The sequence below is a fragment of the Nocardioides kribbensis genome (assembly GCF_015070375.1).
In the GTDB taxonomy this organism is placed as follows: Bacteria; Actinomycetota; Actinomycetes; order Propionibacteriales; family Nocardioidaceae; genus Nocardioides; species Nocardioides kribbensis.
The window spans coordinates 150,078-163,932 of sequence record NZ_JADCLL010000005.1 but is presented as its reverse complement, the minus strand read 5'-3'; the positions used below and the strand labels follow the sequence as shown (position 1 = coordinate 163,932).

General features: G+C 75.0%; 13 protein-coding genes. 5 read left to right on the top strand and 8 right to left on the bottom strand.

Annotation, left to right across the window (positions count from 1 at the left end; all coding sequences use genetic code 11):
• Positions 1-34 precede the first annotated feature (34 nt).
• The 4 genes from lipA to lipB form a co-directional block, all read right to left on the bottom strand.
• Positions 35-976, bottom strand: a complete 942-nt coding sequence (gene lipA, locus IR170_RS12030; RefSeq protein ID WP_056862687.1) for a lipoyl synthase — start codon at positions 974-976, stop codon at positions 35-37.
• A gap of 107 nt (positions 977-1,083) precedes the next feature.
• Positions 1,084-2,076, bottom strand: coding sequence for a hypothetical protein (locus IR170_RS12025; RefSeq protein WP_193664355.1), 993 nt, complete (start codon positions 2,074-2,076; stop codon positions 1,084-1,086).
• The gene (locus IR170_RS12020; RefSeq protein ID WP_193664353.1) at positions 2,076-3,068 is read right to left on the bottom strand and encodes an ABC transporter ATP-binding protein; all 993 of its coding nucleotides are present in this window, start codon (positions 3,066-3,068) and stop codon (positions 2,076-2,078) included. Before IR170_RS12020 ends, IR170_RS12025 begins: the two co-directional genes overlap by 1 nt.
• A gap of 228 nt (positions 3,069-3,296) precedes the next feature.
• Positions 3,297-4,058 (bottom strand): lipoyl(octanoyl) transferase LipB, encoded by a 762-nt coding sequence (gene lipB, locus IR170_RS12015; RefSeq protein WP_193664350.1) that lies wholly within the window; start codon positions 4,056-4,058, stop codon positions 3,297-3,299.
• 109 nt (positions 4,059-4,167) lie between these two features.
• On the opposite strand from lipB, the gene IR170_RS12010 reads away from it, so the two are divergent.
• On the top strand, positions 4,168-4,830 hold the full coding sequence (locus IR170_RS12010; RefSeq protein WP_193664347.1) for a hypothetical protein: 663 nt from the start codon (positions 4,168-4,170) through the stop codon (positions 4,828-4,830).
• A 40-nt stretch (positions 4,831-4,870) separates the two neighbouring features.
• On the opposite strand, the gene IR170_RS12005 is transcribed toward IR170_RS12010, so the two are convergent.
• From IR170_RS12005 to lpdA, 3 genes are all read right to left on the bottom strand, one after another.
• Positions 4,871-5,767, bottom strand: coding sequence for a TIGR01777 family oxidoreductase (locus tag IR170_RS12005; protein WP_193664345.1), 897 nt, complete (start codon positions 5,765-5,767; stop codon positions 4,871-4,873).
• A 169-nt stretch (positions 5,768-5,936) separates the two neighbouring features.
• Complete coding sequence (gene sucB / locus IR170_RS12000) at positions 5,937-7,859, bottom strand: 2-oxoglutarate dehydrogenase, E2 component, dihydrolipoamide succinyltransferase (RefSeq protein WP_193664343.1); 1,923 nt, start codon at positions 7,857-7,859, stop codon at positions 5,937-5,939.
• A 123-nt stretch (positions 7,860-7,982) separates the two neighbouring features.
• Positions 7,983-9,386 (bottom strand): dihydrolipoyl dehydrogenase, encoded by a 1,404-nt coding sequence (gene lpdA / locus IR170_RS11995; protein ID WP_319805045.1) that lies wholly within the window; start codon positions 9,384-9,386, stop codon positions 7,983-7,985.
• 114 nt (positions 9,387-9,500) lie between these two features.
• Between lpdA and IR170_RS11990 the strand changes: the two genes are divergently transcribed.
• Positions 9,501-9,878, top strand: coding sequence for a hypothetical protein (locus IR170_RS11990; RefSeq protein WP_227489137.1), 378 nt, complete (start codon positions 9,501-9,503; stop codon positions 9,876-9,878).
• Between the two features lie 55 nt (positions 9,879-9,933).
• Here the strand turns inward: IR170_RS11990 and IR170_RS11985 are convergent, their stop codons facing one another.
• On the bottom strand, positions 9,934-11,439 hold the full coding sequence (locus tag IR170_RS11985) for a leucyl aminopeptidase (protein ID WP_193664339.1): 1,506 nt from the start codon (positions 11,437-11,439) through the stop codon (positions 9,934-9,936).
• A 42-nt stretch (positions 11,440-11,481) separates the two neighbouring features.
• Between IR170_RS11985 and gcvT the strand changes: the two genes are divergently transcribed.
• Genes gcvT through IR170_RS11970 form a run of 3 tightly spaced genes read left to right on the top strand, consistent with a single transcriptional unit; the run spans position 11,482 to position 13,849 of the window.
• Positions 11,482-12,669, top strand: coding sequence for a glycine cleavage system aminomethyltransferase GcvT (gene gcvT / locus IR170_RS11980; RefSeq protein WP_193664336.1), 1,188 nt, complete (start codon positions 11,482-11,484; stop codon positions 12,667-12,669).
• Positions 12,666-12,932 (top strand): hypothetical protein, encoded by a 267-nt coding sequence (locus IR170_RS11975; protein WP_319805044.1) that lies wholly within the window; start codon positions 12,666-12,668, stop codon positions 12,930-12,932. Before gcvT ends, IR170_RS11975 begins: the two co-directional genes overlap by 4 nt.
• Positions 12,929-13,849 carry a PhzF family phenazine biosynthesis protein gene (locus tag IR170_RS11970; RefSeq protein WP_319805043.1) on the top strand — a complete coding sequence of 307 codons (921 nt, stop codon included), beginning with the start codon at positions 12,929-12,931 and terminating at the stop codon, positions 13,847-13,849. Before IR170_RS11975 ends, IR170_RS11970 begins: the two co-directional genes overlap by 4 nt.
• The last annotated feature ends 6 nt before the right edge of the window (positions 13,850-13,855 follow it).

The following is a 13,855-nucleotide window of genomic DNA, read 5'->3' as shown; positions in this document are numbered from 1 at the left end:
GCGGGCGTGCTGCTCCCAGTCGTGTCGGTCGTGCTCAGGCCGAGGCGCCGGAGCGGGCCTCGATGGCCTGACGGTACAGGCGCCCGGCGCGGTAGGACGAACGCACCAGCGGGCCCGAGAGCGCGCCGGCGAAGCCGATCTCCTCGGCCTCGGCCTGGAGCTCGACGAACTCCTGCGGCTTGACCCAGCGCTCCACGGGGTGGTGGCGCACCGAGGGGCGCAGGTACTGCGTGATCGTGATGAGGTCGCAGCCGGCCTCGTGCAGGTCGCGCAGCGCCTGCGAGACCTCCTCGCGGGTCTCGCCCATGCCGAGGATGAGGTTGGACTTGGTGACCAGGCCGAAGGCGCGGGCCTGGGTGATGACGTCGAGGGAGCGCTCGTAGCGGAAGGCCGGGCGGATCCGCTTGAAGATCCGCGGCACGGTCTCGACGTTGTGGGCCAGCACCTCGGGGCGCGACTCGAAGACCTCGGCCAGCAGGTCGGGCTTGCCGTTGAAGTCGGGGATGAGGTTCTCGACGCCGGTGCCGGGGTTCATGTCGTGGATGGCGCGCACGGTCTCGGCGTAGAGCCAGGCGCCGCCGTCGGGCAGGTCGTCGCGCGCGACGCCGGTGATGGTGGCGTACTTCAGCTGCATCTTCTGCACCGACTCCGCCACGCGACGCGGCTCGTCGCGGTCGAGGGCCTCGGGCTTGCCGGTGTCGATCTGGCAGAAGTCGCAGCGGCGCGTGCACTGGTCGCCGCCGATGAGGAAGGTGGCCTCGCGGTCCTCCCAGCACTCGAAGATGTTGGGGCAGCCGGCCTCCTGGCACACCGTGTGGAGTCCCTCGGACTTCACCAGGCCCATCAGCTCGGTGTACTCCGGGCCCATCTTGGCCCGGGTCTTGATCCACTCGGGCTTGCGCTCGATGGGGGTCTCGGCGTTGCGGACCTCGAGTCGGAGGAGCTTGCGGCCGTCAGGAGCAGGAGCAGTCGTCACCCCTCGACTCTACGCCGGTGGGCCAGGTCACGAGGAGTCGGCGAGCTCCGGCCGGCACCGGTGTGCCCGTGCGGGCGCCGGCCGCCCAGGTCGGGGAGCGGGCGGGCTCAGGGCACGTCGCGGCGGCGGAACGACACCACGGAGACCGCGCCCAGCGCGAGCAGCACGACGCCGACGTAGGAGCCGCCCTGCACGGCGCCGATGCGCTGGGTGGCGTCGCAGTCGAGACGGGGTCGGGCCATGCCGGTGAGGCAGGCGGGCTCGAGGCCGGAGTCGTCGTAGTAGGTGACCTCGTTGGTGACCGCGGCCATCACGTTGAGCTGGGGCTGCCAGCGCTGGGTCTCCTGCCCGCCGAGGACGCCGATGAGGGTGCCGCCGAGCACGGTGAGGGCGAAGACGACGCCGAGCGTGGCCACCGTGCTGCGCAGCAGCATGGTCAGCGCGTAGCCGCCGAACGCCGCGCCCGCGGCCACCAGGCCCGTGCGCAGGCACTGCTCGACGCCGTCGAGCAGCATGCCGTCGGCGGCGCTCAGGTCGCGGGAGGAGGCGATCGCCAACAGAGCGAGCCAGCACGCCAGGCTCACCAGCAGCGCGACGAGGAGCCCGACCGCGCCGACGGCGAGTGCCTTGGCCGCCCAGACGCGCCCGCGGCGGGCCTCGAAGAGCAGCTGGTTGCTCATCGACCCCGTGTTCCAGTCGTGGCCCACGAAGGTCGTGCCGAGCAGCACGAGCAGCAGCACCAGCACCGCGGCGACGACGAGCATCGCCCCGCTCTCCAGCGAGTCGGACAGGTCGAGCGGGCTGCGCCCGGCGTACGACGACACCACCGCGAGGCGGCAGGCCTCGGGGAGCTCGGCGGCCGCGACGTCCTCGAGGCCGTAGAACTCCGGCGTGCGGCCGCAGGAGCGCACCTCCTGGCGCAGGAACCGGCCGCCGAAGTCGCTCTCGGCCGAGGCCAGGTCGGCCTCGGAGAGGGGGCGGGTGCCCCACGCGGTGGCGCCGACCACGACCGCCGGCACCAGCACGGCGGCCGCGAGCAGCAGCACGACCGCGCGGCGCCAGCGCAGGCGGGTGAGCTCGACCTTCAGCAGGGCGCCCATCAGCGGCCTCCCAGGGTGTCGTCGGCGGTGAGGGCGAGGAAGTAGGACTCGAGGTCCTGGCGCACTGGGGTCAGCTCGCTCAGCCACACCCCGGCCTCGGCCAGGACCCGGGTGACGCGGGCGGGGTCGTCGGTCTCGACGGTGAGGGCGTGGTCGGGCTCGGAGCCCGGGTGGTCGGCTGGGTGGCCGGCGCGGTGGTCGCCTGGGTGGTCGCCTGGGTCCTCGGCGGGGCCGGTGACGGCCAGGCCGGCCGCGCGCAGCACGCGGGCGGCGAGGACGGGGTCGGGCGTGACGACGCGGTGGGCGGCGGCGCCGGCGAGGAGGTCGTCGACGGTGCCGCTGGCCAGCAGCCGGCCGTTGCCGATGATGGTGGCCGAGGTGCACACCTGCTGCACCTCGGCGAGGATGTGGGAGCTCAGCAGCACCGTGACGCCGGCGGCGCCGAGGTCGCGGACGGTGTCGCGCACCTCCCGGATGCCGGCCGGGTCGAGGCCGTTGGTGGGCTCGTCGAGGATGAGCAGGTCGGGGTCCTTGAGCAGGGTGGCGGCGATGGCCAGGCGCTGCTTCATGCCCAGGGAGTAGGAGCGGTAGCGGTCGGCGTCGCGGCCGGTCAGCCCGACGGTCTCCACCGCGGCGTCGACGCGCGCGTCGGGGGCGCTGATGGAGCGGGCCAGGAGGAGGAGGTTCTGCCGACCGGTGAGGTGGGGGGAGAACTTCGGCGACTCGACCACCGCGCCCACGCGGCCGATGACGCTCGGCAGCCGCTGCGGCACCTCCTCGCCGAAGAGGCGCATCGAGCCGGCGGTGGCCCGTGAGAGCCCCAGCAGCATGCGGATCGTCGTCGTCTTGCCCGACCCGTTGGGGCCCAGGAAGCCGTGGACCCCGCCGGCGGGCACCGCCAGGTCGAGGCCCTGCACGGCCACCCGCCGGCCGCCGCGGCGCGACGTGTACTCCTTGCGCAGGCCGCTGGTCTCGATCACGAGCGCGCTCACCGGTGTCCTCGATCCTCCCGACGTCACGGCGTCGGTCGGGTGATCAAAGCAGCCGCCCGCCGGCGGCGCGCGGGGGCGCGCCGCAGGAGGTCTTTACCCGCCACGGTCGCACTCGCGTCGGGGGCCGGCGCCGGGCGTGGGGTGGGACGTCGTGCGGAGGGTGGATGCGCATCCACGGTGCGTATGACGTCCGGGCCCGCCGCGGCGAGGAGCGCCGGAGCGGCGCGGTCAGCGGGAGGACGCGGGGGCGAGGATCTCGATGCGGGGGGCGCGGCCGGGCTCGGGGCGGGGCTCGTAGTCGGGGGTGGGGGTGTAGTCGTCCCACGCCAGCAGCGCCCGCAGGTGCTCGGTGAGCACCGGCAGGACCTCCGCGACGGTGACGTCGCGGCCGGCCTCCTGGCTCAGCGAGGTGACGCCGGCGTCGGCGATGCCGCAGGGCACGAAGCGGTCGTACCAGCCCAGGTCGACGTCGCAGTTGAGCGAGATGCCGTGCATGGTGACCCCGCGGCTGACGCGGATGCCGATCGCACCGACCTTGCGCTCGGGGCGCGTGCCGGAGCCGGGGGAGTCGGCGCGCAGCCACACGCCGCTGCGGCCGGGCACCCGGGCGGTGGTGACGCCGAAGGCCGCGCAGGTCGCGATCATCGCCTCCTCCATGCGGCGCACGAAGTCGACGACGAGCACGTGGTCGGGCAGGCGGACGATCGGGTACGCCACCAGCTGGCCCGGCCCGTGGTAGGTGATCTTGCCGCCGCGGTCGACGTCGAGCACGGGCGCGCCGCCCGGGTCGGCGGGCCGCTCGTGGGGGTCGGTGCGCTTGCCCGCGGTGAAGGTCGGGGGGTGCTCCAGCAGCAGCACCGTGTCGGGCGCCTCACCGGCCACGACCTGGGCGTGCACCTCGCGCTGGAGGTCCCACGCGGCGAGGTAGTCCACGGCCTGCGCGCCGAGGCCGACCGTGCGTACGTCGAGGTCTCTCCCGCTGCTCGCCATGGCCCCGATGCTACTCGCGGGCGTGCGCCCCCGCCCCGGCCCGTGCACAGGAGGCTGCCACCTGTGGACGGCCCGCGGGCGCCGATCGCCAGGTGGGTAGGGGGGACCCATGCTGCGCCTGCTGCTGACCGCCGTCGTCGTCACCTCCGCCGTCGTGCTGGGCGGGGTCGGCCTGCGGGGAGGAGGGCCCGGCCACGACCTGCGGCCCGCGGCCGCGGTGGCCGAGGGCCTCGGGGCGCTCGACGCGCCCTCCTCGAGCGCCGACGGTGGGTCCGTGACCGCGGGTGGTGGCCACCCGAGCGGTGGGGGCGGGGCGCTGGCCGGGCGCCCCGACCCGCGAGCGGGGGCCGCCGACGGGTGGTCGGCCGAGGAGCGCCGGGCGGCGCGCGTGGTGGCGCGGTGGGACCGGCAGCGGGCGGCGGCGTGGGCGAGGGCCGACTTGGAGCGGCTGGCGTCGCTCTACGTCGACGGCTCGGCCGCCGCACGCCACGACGTCGCGATGCTGCGCGCCTGGACGGCGCGCGGGCTGCGGGTGCGGGGCATGACCACGCGGCTGGTCGACGTCGAGGTGCTCCGTTTCGGCGGGGCCGCTCGGGGGACCGGTCGCCCCGCGGCCCGGCTGCGGCTGCGGGTGGTCGACCGGCTGGTCGGCGCGCGGGCGGTGGGGCGCGGGGTCGACGTACGCCTGCCGCGCGACCGGGCGACCGCCCGCGAGATCACCCTGGTCCGTGAGCGGGGTGGCTGGCTCGTCGCCGAGGTCGTGCCGGCCTGAGGCGCCCGCCCGGCCCGGCCCGAGCCGCCGCGGGCAGCGGTCAGCTCAGGCCGCTGCGGACCACGGCCTCGACGTCGGGGTCGTGGAAGGTGTAGCCGGAGTCGAGCAGCGCCTTCGGGGTGACGTTGAGCGAGCCGAGGATCTCCGGGCCCATCGCGCCGGCGGCGGTGCGCAGCAGCGGAGCGGGCACGAAGGCGACCGCGGGCCGCTTGACCCCGGCGGCGAGGGCCTTCGTGAACTCCGCGTTGGTCGGCGTGGTCACGCAGCACAGGTTGAAGGGGCCCGACGCCGACTCGTGCTCGGCGAGGTGGACGGTGGCGTCGACCCAGTCGCGCAGCGAGATCATCGCCATGTGCTGGCTGCCGTCGCCCAGCTTGGCGCCGAGCCCGAGCTTGAAGACCAGGCGCAGCTGCTTGAGCGGGGGAGCGGCGGCGTCCATCACCGGCGCGGTGCGCAGCACGCACACCCGGGCGCCGGCGTCGACGGCCGCGTCGGCCGCCGCCTGCCACTCCCGGGTGACGTCGGTGAGCAGCGCGTGGCCGCGGCTGTCGGCCGACTCGGTGAGCAGCGCGTCGCCGTGGTCGCCGTAGTAGGAGATCCCGTTGCCCGCGAGGTACGCCGGAGGGCGCTCGGCCTCCGCGATCACCTCCGCCAGCAGCCGGGTGGTCGTCACGCGGCTCTCGCGCAGCTCACGGGCCCAGGTCTTGGAGTGCGGGTTGCCGGCGGTCGGGGCGCCGGCGAGGTTGACCACCACGTCGGCCGACTGCACGAGCCCACGGTCGACGGCCCCGGCGTAGGGGTCCCAGGTCGACTCCGACGGGCCCTTCGCGGGGCGGCGGGTCAGCGCGGTGACGGTGTGGCCGCGCCCGCGCAGGGCGCCCACGAGGTGGGAGCCGAGGAATCCGGACGAGCCGGCGATGACGACGTTCAGGGGCATGGCCCCACCCTGTCACCCACCGGGAAACCCCGGCTCCCCCTTCGGGCCCGCACCTGGCGCGCGGCCGGTGCGGCCGGGTCGGGCGCGCCACAGCGGGCTCGGGCGGGCCGTGGACGCGCCGACGGCGCGAGGTCGGGGACCTCGCGCCGTCGGGTGGTGCGGTGGTGCGTCAGACCTCGAACTGGCCGGCTTCGAGGCGCGCCTTGACGTCCTGGAGGAAGCGGCCGGCGTCGGCGCCGTCGACCAGGCGGTGGTCGTAGGTCAGCGCGAGGTAGACCATGTGGCGCACGGCGATGGTCTCGCCGAGGTTGGCGTCGTCGATGACGACCGGGCGCTTCACGACGGCACCCGGGCCGAGGATGGCGACCTGGGGGCGGTTGATGATCGGGGTGTCCCAGAGGGCCCCGACGCTGCCCAGGTTGGTGATCGTGAAGGTGCCGCCCGACAGCTCGTCGGGACCGATCTTGTTGGTGCGGGTGCGCTGCGCGACGTCGGCGATCTTCTTGGCCAGGCCGGCGATCGACAGGTCGCCGGCGTCCTTGACGACCGGGGTCAGCAGACCCTTGTCGGTGTCGACGGCGAAGGCGACGTTCTCCCGGTCGTAGTAGGTGATCTCGCCGGCGTCGATGTCGATCGTCGCGTTGAGCTTGGGGTGCTGCTTGAGCGCGTCGATCGAGGCCTTGGCGAAGAACGGCAGGTAGGACAGCTTGACGCCCTCGCGGGAGAGGAAGTCGGCCTTCTTCGCCTCGCGCAGCCGCGCGATGTTGGTGACGTCGACCTCGACGACCTGGGTCAGCTGCGCCGCGGTGTGCAGCGAGTCGACCATGCGCTCGGAGATGATCCTGCGCAGGCGGCTGACCTTCTCCGTGGTGCCGCGCAGCGGCGACGGGGTGGTCGAGGGCGCCGAGGCACCCGACGCGGCGGGCGCCGCGGCCGGGGCGGCGGCCGCGGGAGCGGCGGCCGGAGCCGGCGCCTCCTTGGCCTTGGCGGCCTCGAGCACGTCCTGCTTGCGGATGCGACCGCCGACGCCGGTGCCGGTGACGGTGGCGAGGTCGACGTCGTGCTGGTTGGCCAGCTTGCGCACCAGCGGGGTGACGTAGCCGGCGGCGTCGTTGCTCGACGAGGAGCCGGACTCGCCGGTGGAGGGCGACTGCGCGCTGGGCGCGGGGGCCTTCTCGGCGGCCGGGGTGGTGGCCTCGGCGGGCTCGGGCGAGGCGGCGGGGGCGGCCGGGGCGGGGGAGTCGGACTTCTCCTTCTCCGGGGTCTCGTCGCCGGCGGGCAGCGAGCCCTTCTCCTCGAGGATCCGCTCCTCCTGCTCGGCCTTCTTGGCAGCCTCGGCGTCGTCCTTGGGCTGGGCCTCGGGCGCGGCGGAGTCGGTGGGCTCCTCGACCGAGGCGCCCTTGTCGCCGATGACGGCCAGCTCGGCGCCGACCTCGACGGTCTCGTCCTCGTCGACCTTGATGGCCAGCAGCGTGCCGGCGACGGGGGAGGGGATCTCGGTGTCGACCTTGTCGGTGGAGACCTCGAGCAGCGGCTCGTCGACGGCGACCTCGTCGCCGACCGACTTGAGCCAGCGGGTCACGGTGCCCTCGGTGACCGACTCGCCCAGTGCGGGCAGGGTCACCGAGGTGCCCGAGCCGCCGCCGGAGCCGCCGGCGGGGCCGGACTTCTCCGACTCGGGGGTCTCGTCGCCGGCAGGCAGCGAGCCCTTCTCCTCGACGATCTGCTGCTCCTGCTCGGCCTTCTTCTCGGCCTCGCCCTCGTCGGCCGGCTGGGCCTCGGGGGTCGCGGACTCGGTGGCCTCGGAGGCCTCGGGAGCGTTGGCGCCGCCGCCACCGTCACCGCCGGCCTCGCTCTCGTCGCCGATGAGGGCCAGGACGGCGCCCACCTCGACGGTGTCGTCCTCCTCGGCCTTGATCTCCAGGAGGGTGCCGGCGACCGGGGAGGGGATCTCGGTGTCGACCTTGTCGGTGGAGACCTCCAGCAGCGGCTCGTCGACCGCGACGGTGTCGCCCACGGCCTTCAGCCAGCGGGTGACGGTGCCCTCGGTGACGGACTCACCCAGGGCGGGGAGGTTGACTTCGGTGGCCAATGTGAGTTCCTTCGCTCGCGTTCTTCGTGTGGTGTGGGGCTGTGCGTCTGTGGTGGGGCGGGTGGAGCGGGGCGGGACCAGGGACGGCGCGCGCCCGGCGGGCGCGGGGCCGCCGGGGCCAGCCTAGGAATGCGCGTGCAACGGCTTCCCGGCGAGCGCCAGGTGGGCCTCGCCGAGGGCCTCGTTCTGGGTGGGGTGGGCGTGCAGCAGCGGAGCGACGTCCTCGGCGTGTCCCTCCCAGTTGTAGATCAGCTGCGCCTCGCCGATGAGCTCGCCGACGCGGTCGCCCACCAGGTGGACACCGACGACGGGGCCGTCGACGCGGCGGACCAGCTTGACGAAGCCCTGGGTCTGCAGGATCTGGCTCTTGCCGTTGCCGCCCAGGTCGTAGGTGAGGCTCTGCACCGCGTCGGCGCCGTACGCCGCGATCGCGGCCTTCTCGTCGAGCCCGACCGAGGCGACCTCGGGGTGGGAGTAGGTCACCCGCGGGATGCCCGTCTCGTCGATCGGGGCGGGCTCGAGCCCGGCGATCTCCTCGGCGACGAAGATGCCCTGCGCGAAGCCGCGGTGGGCCAGTTGGAGGCCGGGCACGATGTCGCCCACGGCCCACACGCCGGGCACCGAGGTGCGGCAGCGCTCGTCGGTGGTGACGAAGCCGCGGTCCAGGGCGACGCCCTGCTCGTCGTAGCCCAGGCCCTCGGTGACGGGGCCGCGGCCCACGGCCACCAGGAGCAGCTCGGCCTCGACGATCTCCTGCTCGCCCTTGGCGGTGTCGACGGTGACCGCGACACCCTTCTCGGTGCGCGCGACCGACGCGAAGCGGGTGGAGGTGCGCACGGTGATGCCGCGCTTGCGGAAGGCGCGCTCGAGCACCTTGGAGCAGGCCTCGTCCTCGGCCGCGACCAGGCGCGGCAGGGCCTCGACCACGGTGACCTCGGCGCCGAAGCTGCGCCAGACCGAGGCGAACTCCGAGCCGATCACGCCGCCGCCGAGCACCACGACGGAGGCGGGCACGCGCTCGAGGCGCAGGGCGTGCTCGGAGGTGAGCACCCGCTCGCCGTCGACCTCGAGGCCGGGCAGGCTGCGGGGGGTCGAGCCGGAGGCGAGGACGACGTGGCGGGCGGTGTGGGCCGTGCCGTCGACCGTGACCTCGTGGGGCCCGGTGAGGCGGCCCTCGCCCTCGATGACGGTGACCCCGCGCGAGCCGACGAGGCCGGTGAGGCCCTTGAAGAGCCGCGCGACGACGCCGTCCTTGTAGGAGTTGACGCCGGCCATGTCGATGCCCTCGAAGGAGGCGAGCACGCCGAAGCGCTCCGACTCGCGGGCGGCGTCGGCGACTTCGGCGGCGTGCAGGAGGGCCTTGGTGGGGATGCAGCCGACGTGGAGGCAGGTGCCGCCCAGTCGGTCCTTCTCGACCAGGGCGACGCGCAGGCCGAGCTGGGCGGCGCGCAGGGCACAGGCGTAGCCCCCCGAGCCCGCACCGAGGATGAGAACGTCGAAGTCGGTGTCGTGAGCGGGGCCGGCCACCGTGGTCCTTCCGTGCGCCGTGAGCAGGGGTGCGCCTCGTGAGCGCGGACCCATCTTTGCACTTCTTCAGGGTGTGTCCACACCGGCCTTCGGCGGGGCGGGCAGACTAGGGGCATGGCGTTCCTCGACCGATTCCGACGAAGCAGCGCGACGAAGATGCGCAAGCCGGCCCGTGACGGCTTCCGCACGGGCTCGACGCGCGTGCGCGCCTCGGACTCCGTCGACCAGGAGCACCTGCAGTCCTGGGTCGGCGAGCGCCACGGCGTGGAGGGCTTCGTCGAGCCCCGCACGGCGGTCTCCGACGTGACCCTGCTGCTCGTGGCGCACGACGGGGAGTGGACGCGGCGGCGGGTGCCGTCGGTGGAGTGGGCGCACGCGTTCTGCAACCGCCACCAGGTGCCGTCCTACGACGCGGCCGTCGTCGGCGTGCCGCAGCGCATGCGCGACTACAACTCCCGGATGAAGGCGCAGCGCAAGCAGCAGGGCCTCTAGCCCGCCGCGGCGGGGCGGGCCCCGCCGGGCCCGCCCTCCGACGGTCGCGCCGGGACTACTCCGCGGCGGAGAAGGCCCGGGCGTAGTCGACGAGCGTGGCGACGGCGAAGCCGGTGCCGCCGGCGGTCACGTGCCCCGAGGCGCCGGAGCCGAAGGACGGCCCGGCGATGTCGAGGTGGGCCCAGGGGAGTTCGGCGGTGAACTCGCGCAGGAAGGCGGCGGCGAAGAGTCCGCCGCCCCAGCGCACCCAGTCGTGCTGGGCCAGGTCGGCGACCTTGCTGGAGCGGACCCGCTCGCCCATCTGCTCGGGGATCGGCATCGGCCAGTGCGCCTCGCCGGCGACCTCGGAGGCGGCGAGCACGTCGTCGACGACCGAGCGGGTGCCCATCACGCCGGCCACCTTGTCGCCGAGGGCGACGACCATGTGACCGGTCAGCGTGGCGACGTCGAGCACGACGTCGGGCTCGGTCTCGGTCGCGCGCACGAGGGCGTCGGCCAGCACGAGGCGGCCCTCGGCGTCGGTGTTGGAGATCTCCACCGTGGTGCCGCCGTAGATGCGCAGCACGTCGCCGGGGCGGGTGGCGCTGCCGGAGACCATGTTCTCGGCCATCGGCACGAAGGTGCTGACCTTGACCGGCAGACCGAGCCGGGCGATCGCGAGCGTGGCCTGCACGACCGCGGCGGCGCCGGCCATGTCGGACTTCATCTCGCTCATCGAGGCGGCCGGCTTGATGGTCAGGCCGCCGGAGTCGAAGGTGATGCCCTTGCCGACCAGCGCGAGGTGGCGGGTGGCGCCCTTGGGGGCGTACGTCAGCTCGACCAGGCGCGGCGGGGCGCTCGAGCCGGCGCCGACGCCGAGGATGCCGCCGCAGCCGAGGTCGGCCAGCGCGGCCTCGTCGTGCACGGTGGCGGTGACCTTGTGGCCGCGTGCGACCTGCTTGGCGTTGTCCTTGACCGCGGCCACGACGGCGTCGGCGAAGGCCGGTGGGGTCAGGTCGCCGGGCGGGGTGTTGACCCAGTCGCGGGTGGTGGCGACGGCCTCGGCGACGACCTGGGCCTCCTCGAAGGCGGTGGTGGCCTCGGCGCGGCGCGCGACCGGCGACAGCACGGCGACCTCGGCGACCGTGGTGGTCGTGGCGGTGTCGCGCTGGTAGGCGGTGAAGCGGTAGCCGCCCAGCGCCCACCCCTCGGTGACCGAGCGGACCAGCGCGGCGGAGTCGGCGGGCAGCGCGAGCGCGACGCTCGCGGCGTTGGTGACGGCACGGGCCGCGGCGCCGGCGCCGCGGCGCACGGTCTCCGGCGTGGCCTCGGCACCGAGCCCGACGAGCACGAGGGTGGGGGAGGCGATGACGCCCCCGGTGGGCACGCGGGTCGTCTCGCCGACCTTGCCCGTCAGCGCCAGCATCGCCAGCAGCGGGCGCAGCTTGCGGCCGTAGGCCTCGCCCACCGCCTCCGCGCCCGGGGCCAGCACGACCCCGTCGCCGCTGCTCACGACCCCCACCACCACGGCGTCGGCCTTGGTCTTGGCGGGGTTGGCGTTGCGCAAGGTGTACGTCGTCACCGGGGCAGGTTAACCGTCGGCGCCTCACGCTAGGTTGAGGCCATGGCCGAGGACCGTGCACCCGACCCCTCCCGCGACCCCTCCCGCGACCCAGCCGGTGGCGTCACGCCGCCCGACGCGCAGGGGCTGGTCCGCTCGCCGCTGCACGAGCGCCACGTCGCGCTGGGCGCCAAGCTGGCGGAGTTCGGCGGCTGGTCGATGCCGCTGGAGTACCCCTCGGGCGTGGTCAAGGAGCACACGGCCGTGCGCGAGGCGGTCGGCCTCTTCGACGTCAGCCACCTCGGCAAGGCCAGCGTGACCGGCCCCGGCGCGGCCGACTTCGTCGACGCGACGCTCTCCAACGACCTGCGCCGCATCGGCCCGGGCCAGGCGCAGTACACGCTGTGCTGCGACGAGCAGACCGGCGGCATCGTCGACGACCTCATCGCCTACCTCCACGACGAGGAGCACGTGCTGCTGGTGCCCAACGCCGCCAACACCGCCGAGGTCGTGCGCCGGCTGGCCGCGGTCGCACCGGCGGGCGTCACGGTGACCGACGAGCACCGCGACCACGTCGTGCTCGCCGTGCAGGGCCCGCGCAGCGACGACCTGCTCGCGGCCGTCGGGCTGCCGGTGGGCCACGACTACATGAGCTTCGCCGTCGCGCCGTACGCCGCGCATGGCCTGACCCACGACGTGGTCGTGTGCCGCACCGGCTACACCGGCGAGCGCGGCTACGAGCTGGTCGCCCCCGTGGCCGCGGCGCTGGGCCTGTGGGACGCGCTGGTCGCCGCGGGGGAGCCGCTGGGCCTGCTCGCCTGCGGCCTGGGCGCGCGCGACACCCTGCGCACCGAGATGGGCTACCCGCTGCACGGGCAGGACATCTCCCTCGACGTCACCCCCAACCAGGCCCGGCTCGGCTGGGCCGTGGGATGGGGCAAGGACGCCTTCTGGGGCAAGGAGGTGCTCACCGCCGAGCGTGCCGCCGGGCCCCGCCGCCGCCTCCAGGGGCTGGTGGCCACCGGCCGCGGCATCCCGCGCCCCCACATGACGGTCTCGCTGACCCCCGACGTGCTGCTGGGGGAGATCACCTCCGGCACCTTCTCCCCGACCCTGCGCAAGGGCATCGGCCTCGCGCTGCTGCCCAGCTTCGTGGCCGACGACGCCGAGGTCGGCGTCGACGTGCGCGGGCGGCGCGAGGTCTTCCAGGTCGTCCGCCCGCCCTTCGTCGCACCCTCCGTCAGGACGTGATCCGCGTGAACCTGCCCGACCAGCCCCCGACCTTCCGCCAGCCCACCCCCGCCGAGCTGCCGTGGTGGTGGCGCCTCGAGGACGCCTCCGGTGAGGAGGTGAGCGTGGGCGCCGACCTCTCCGGCGAGCGCTTCGCCAACCAGGCCGACGCCGAGTCGTGGGTGGGGGAGTGCTTCGGCGACCTCGCCGCCGAGGGCGTCGACGCCGTCGTGCTCTTCGAGGGCGAGCGCCGCGTCTACGGCCCCATGTCGCTGCACCCGTGAGCGGGGCGCCGTTGCCCGGCGCGGTGGTCGAGCGCCGTTTCAGCCAGGTCGACGTGTTCAGCGCCGAGCCGCTGCGCGGCAACCCCGTGGCGGTGGTGCACGACGCCGAGGGCCTCGACGAGGCCGACATGGCCGCCTTCGCCCGGTGGACCAACCTGTCGGAGACGACCTTCCTGCTGCCGCCGACGACACCGGGCGCCGACTACCGGCTGCGGATCTTCACCCCCGGTCGCGAGCTCCCCTTCGCCGGTCACCCCACCCTCGGCTCGGCCCACGCCTGGCTCGAGGCCGGCGGGAGGCCGGCCGCCGACGGGGTCGTGGTGCAGGAGTGCGGCGCCGGGCTGGTGCGGCTGCGCCGTGGCGAGCGGCTCGCCTTCGCCGCGCCGCCGCTGGTGCGCTCCGGCCCGGTCGACGAGGCCGACCTCGCCCACGTGCGCCGCGTGCTCGGCGCCGGGCCCGGAGGCGGGCCCACAGGTGGCTCGGGGGTCGAGGTGCTCGACGCGGCCTGGGTCGACAACGGCCCCGGCTGGCTCGGCGTGCTGCTCGCCGACGCCGCCGCGGTGCTGTCGCTGGAGCCCGACCTCGCGGCCTTCGGCGACCTCAGGCTCGGCGTCGTCGGCGTCCACCCCGCCGGCACCAGCGACGCCGACGTCGAGGTGCGGGCCTTCGTGCCCAGCCTCGGGGTCGGCGAGGACCCGGTCACCGGCAGCCTCAACGCCGGCCTGGCCCAGTGGCTCGCGGGCGACCGGCTGCCCTCGGCGTACGTCGCCTCGCAGGGCACGGTGCTCGGGCGGCGCGGGCGCGTGCACGTCAGCACCGAGGCCGGCCCCGACGGCGAGCCCGTCGTGTGGGTCGGCGGCGACACCGCCACGACGGTGGCCGGGCAGGTCCGGCTGCCCGCCGGGCCGCGCCGGTAGGGTCGC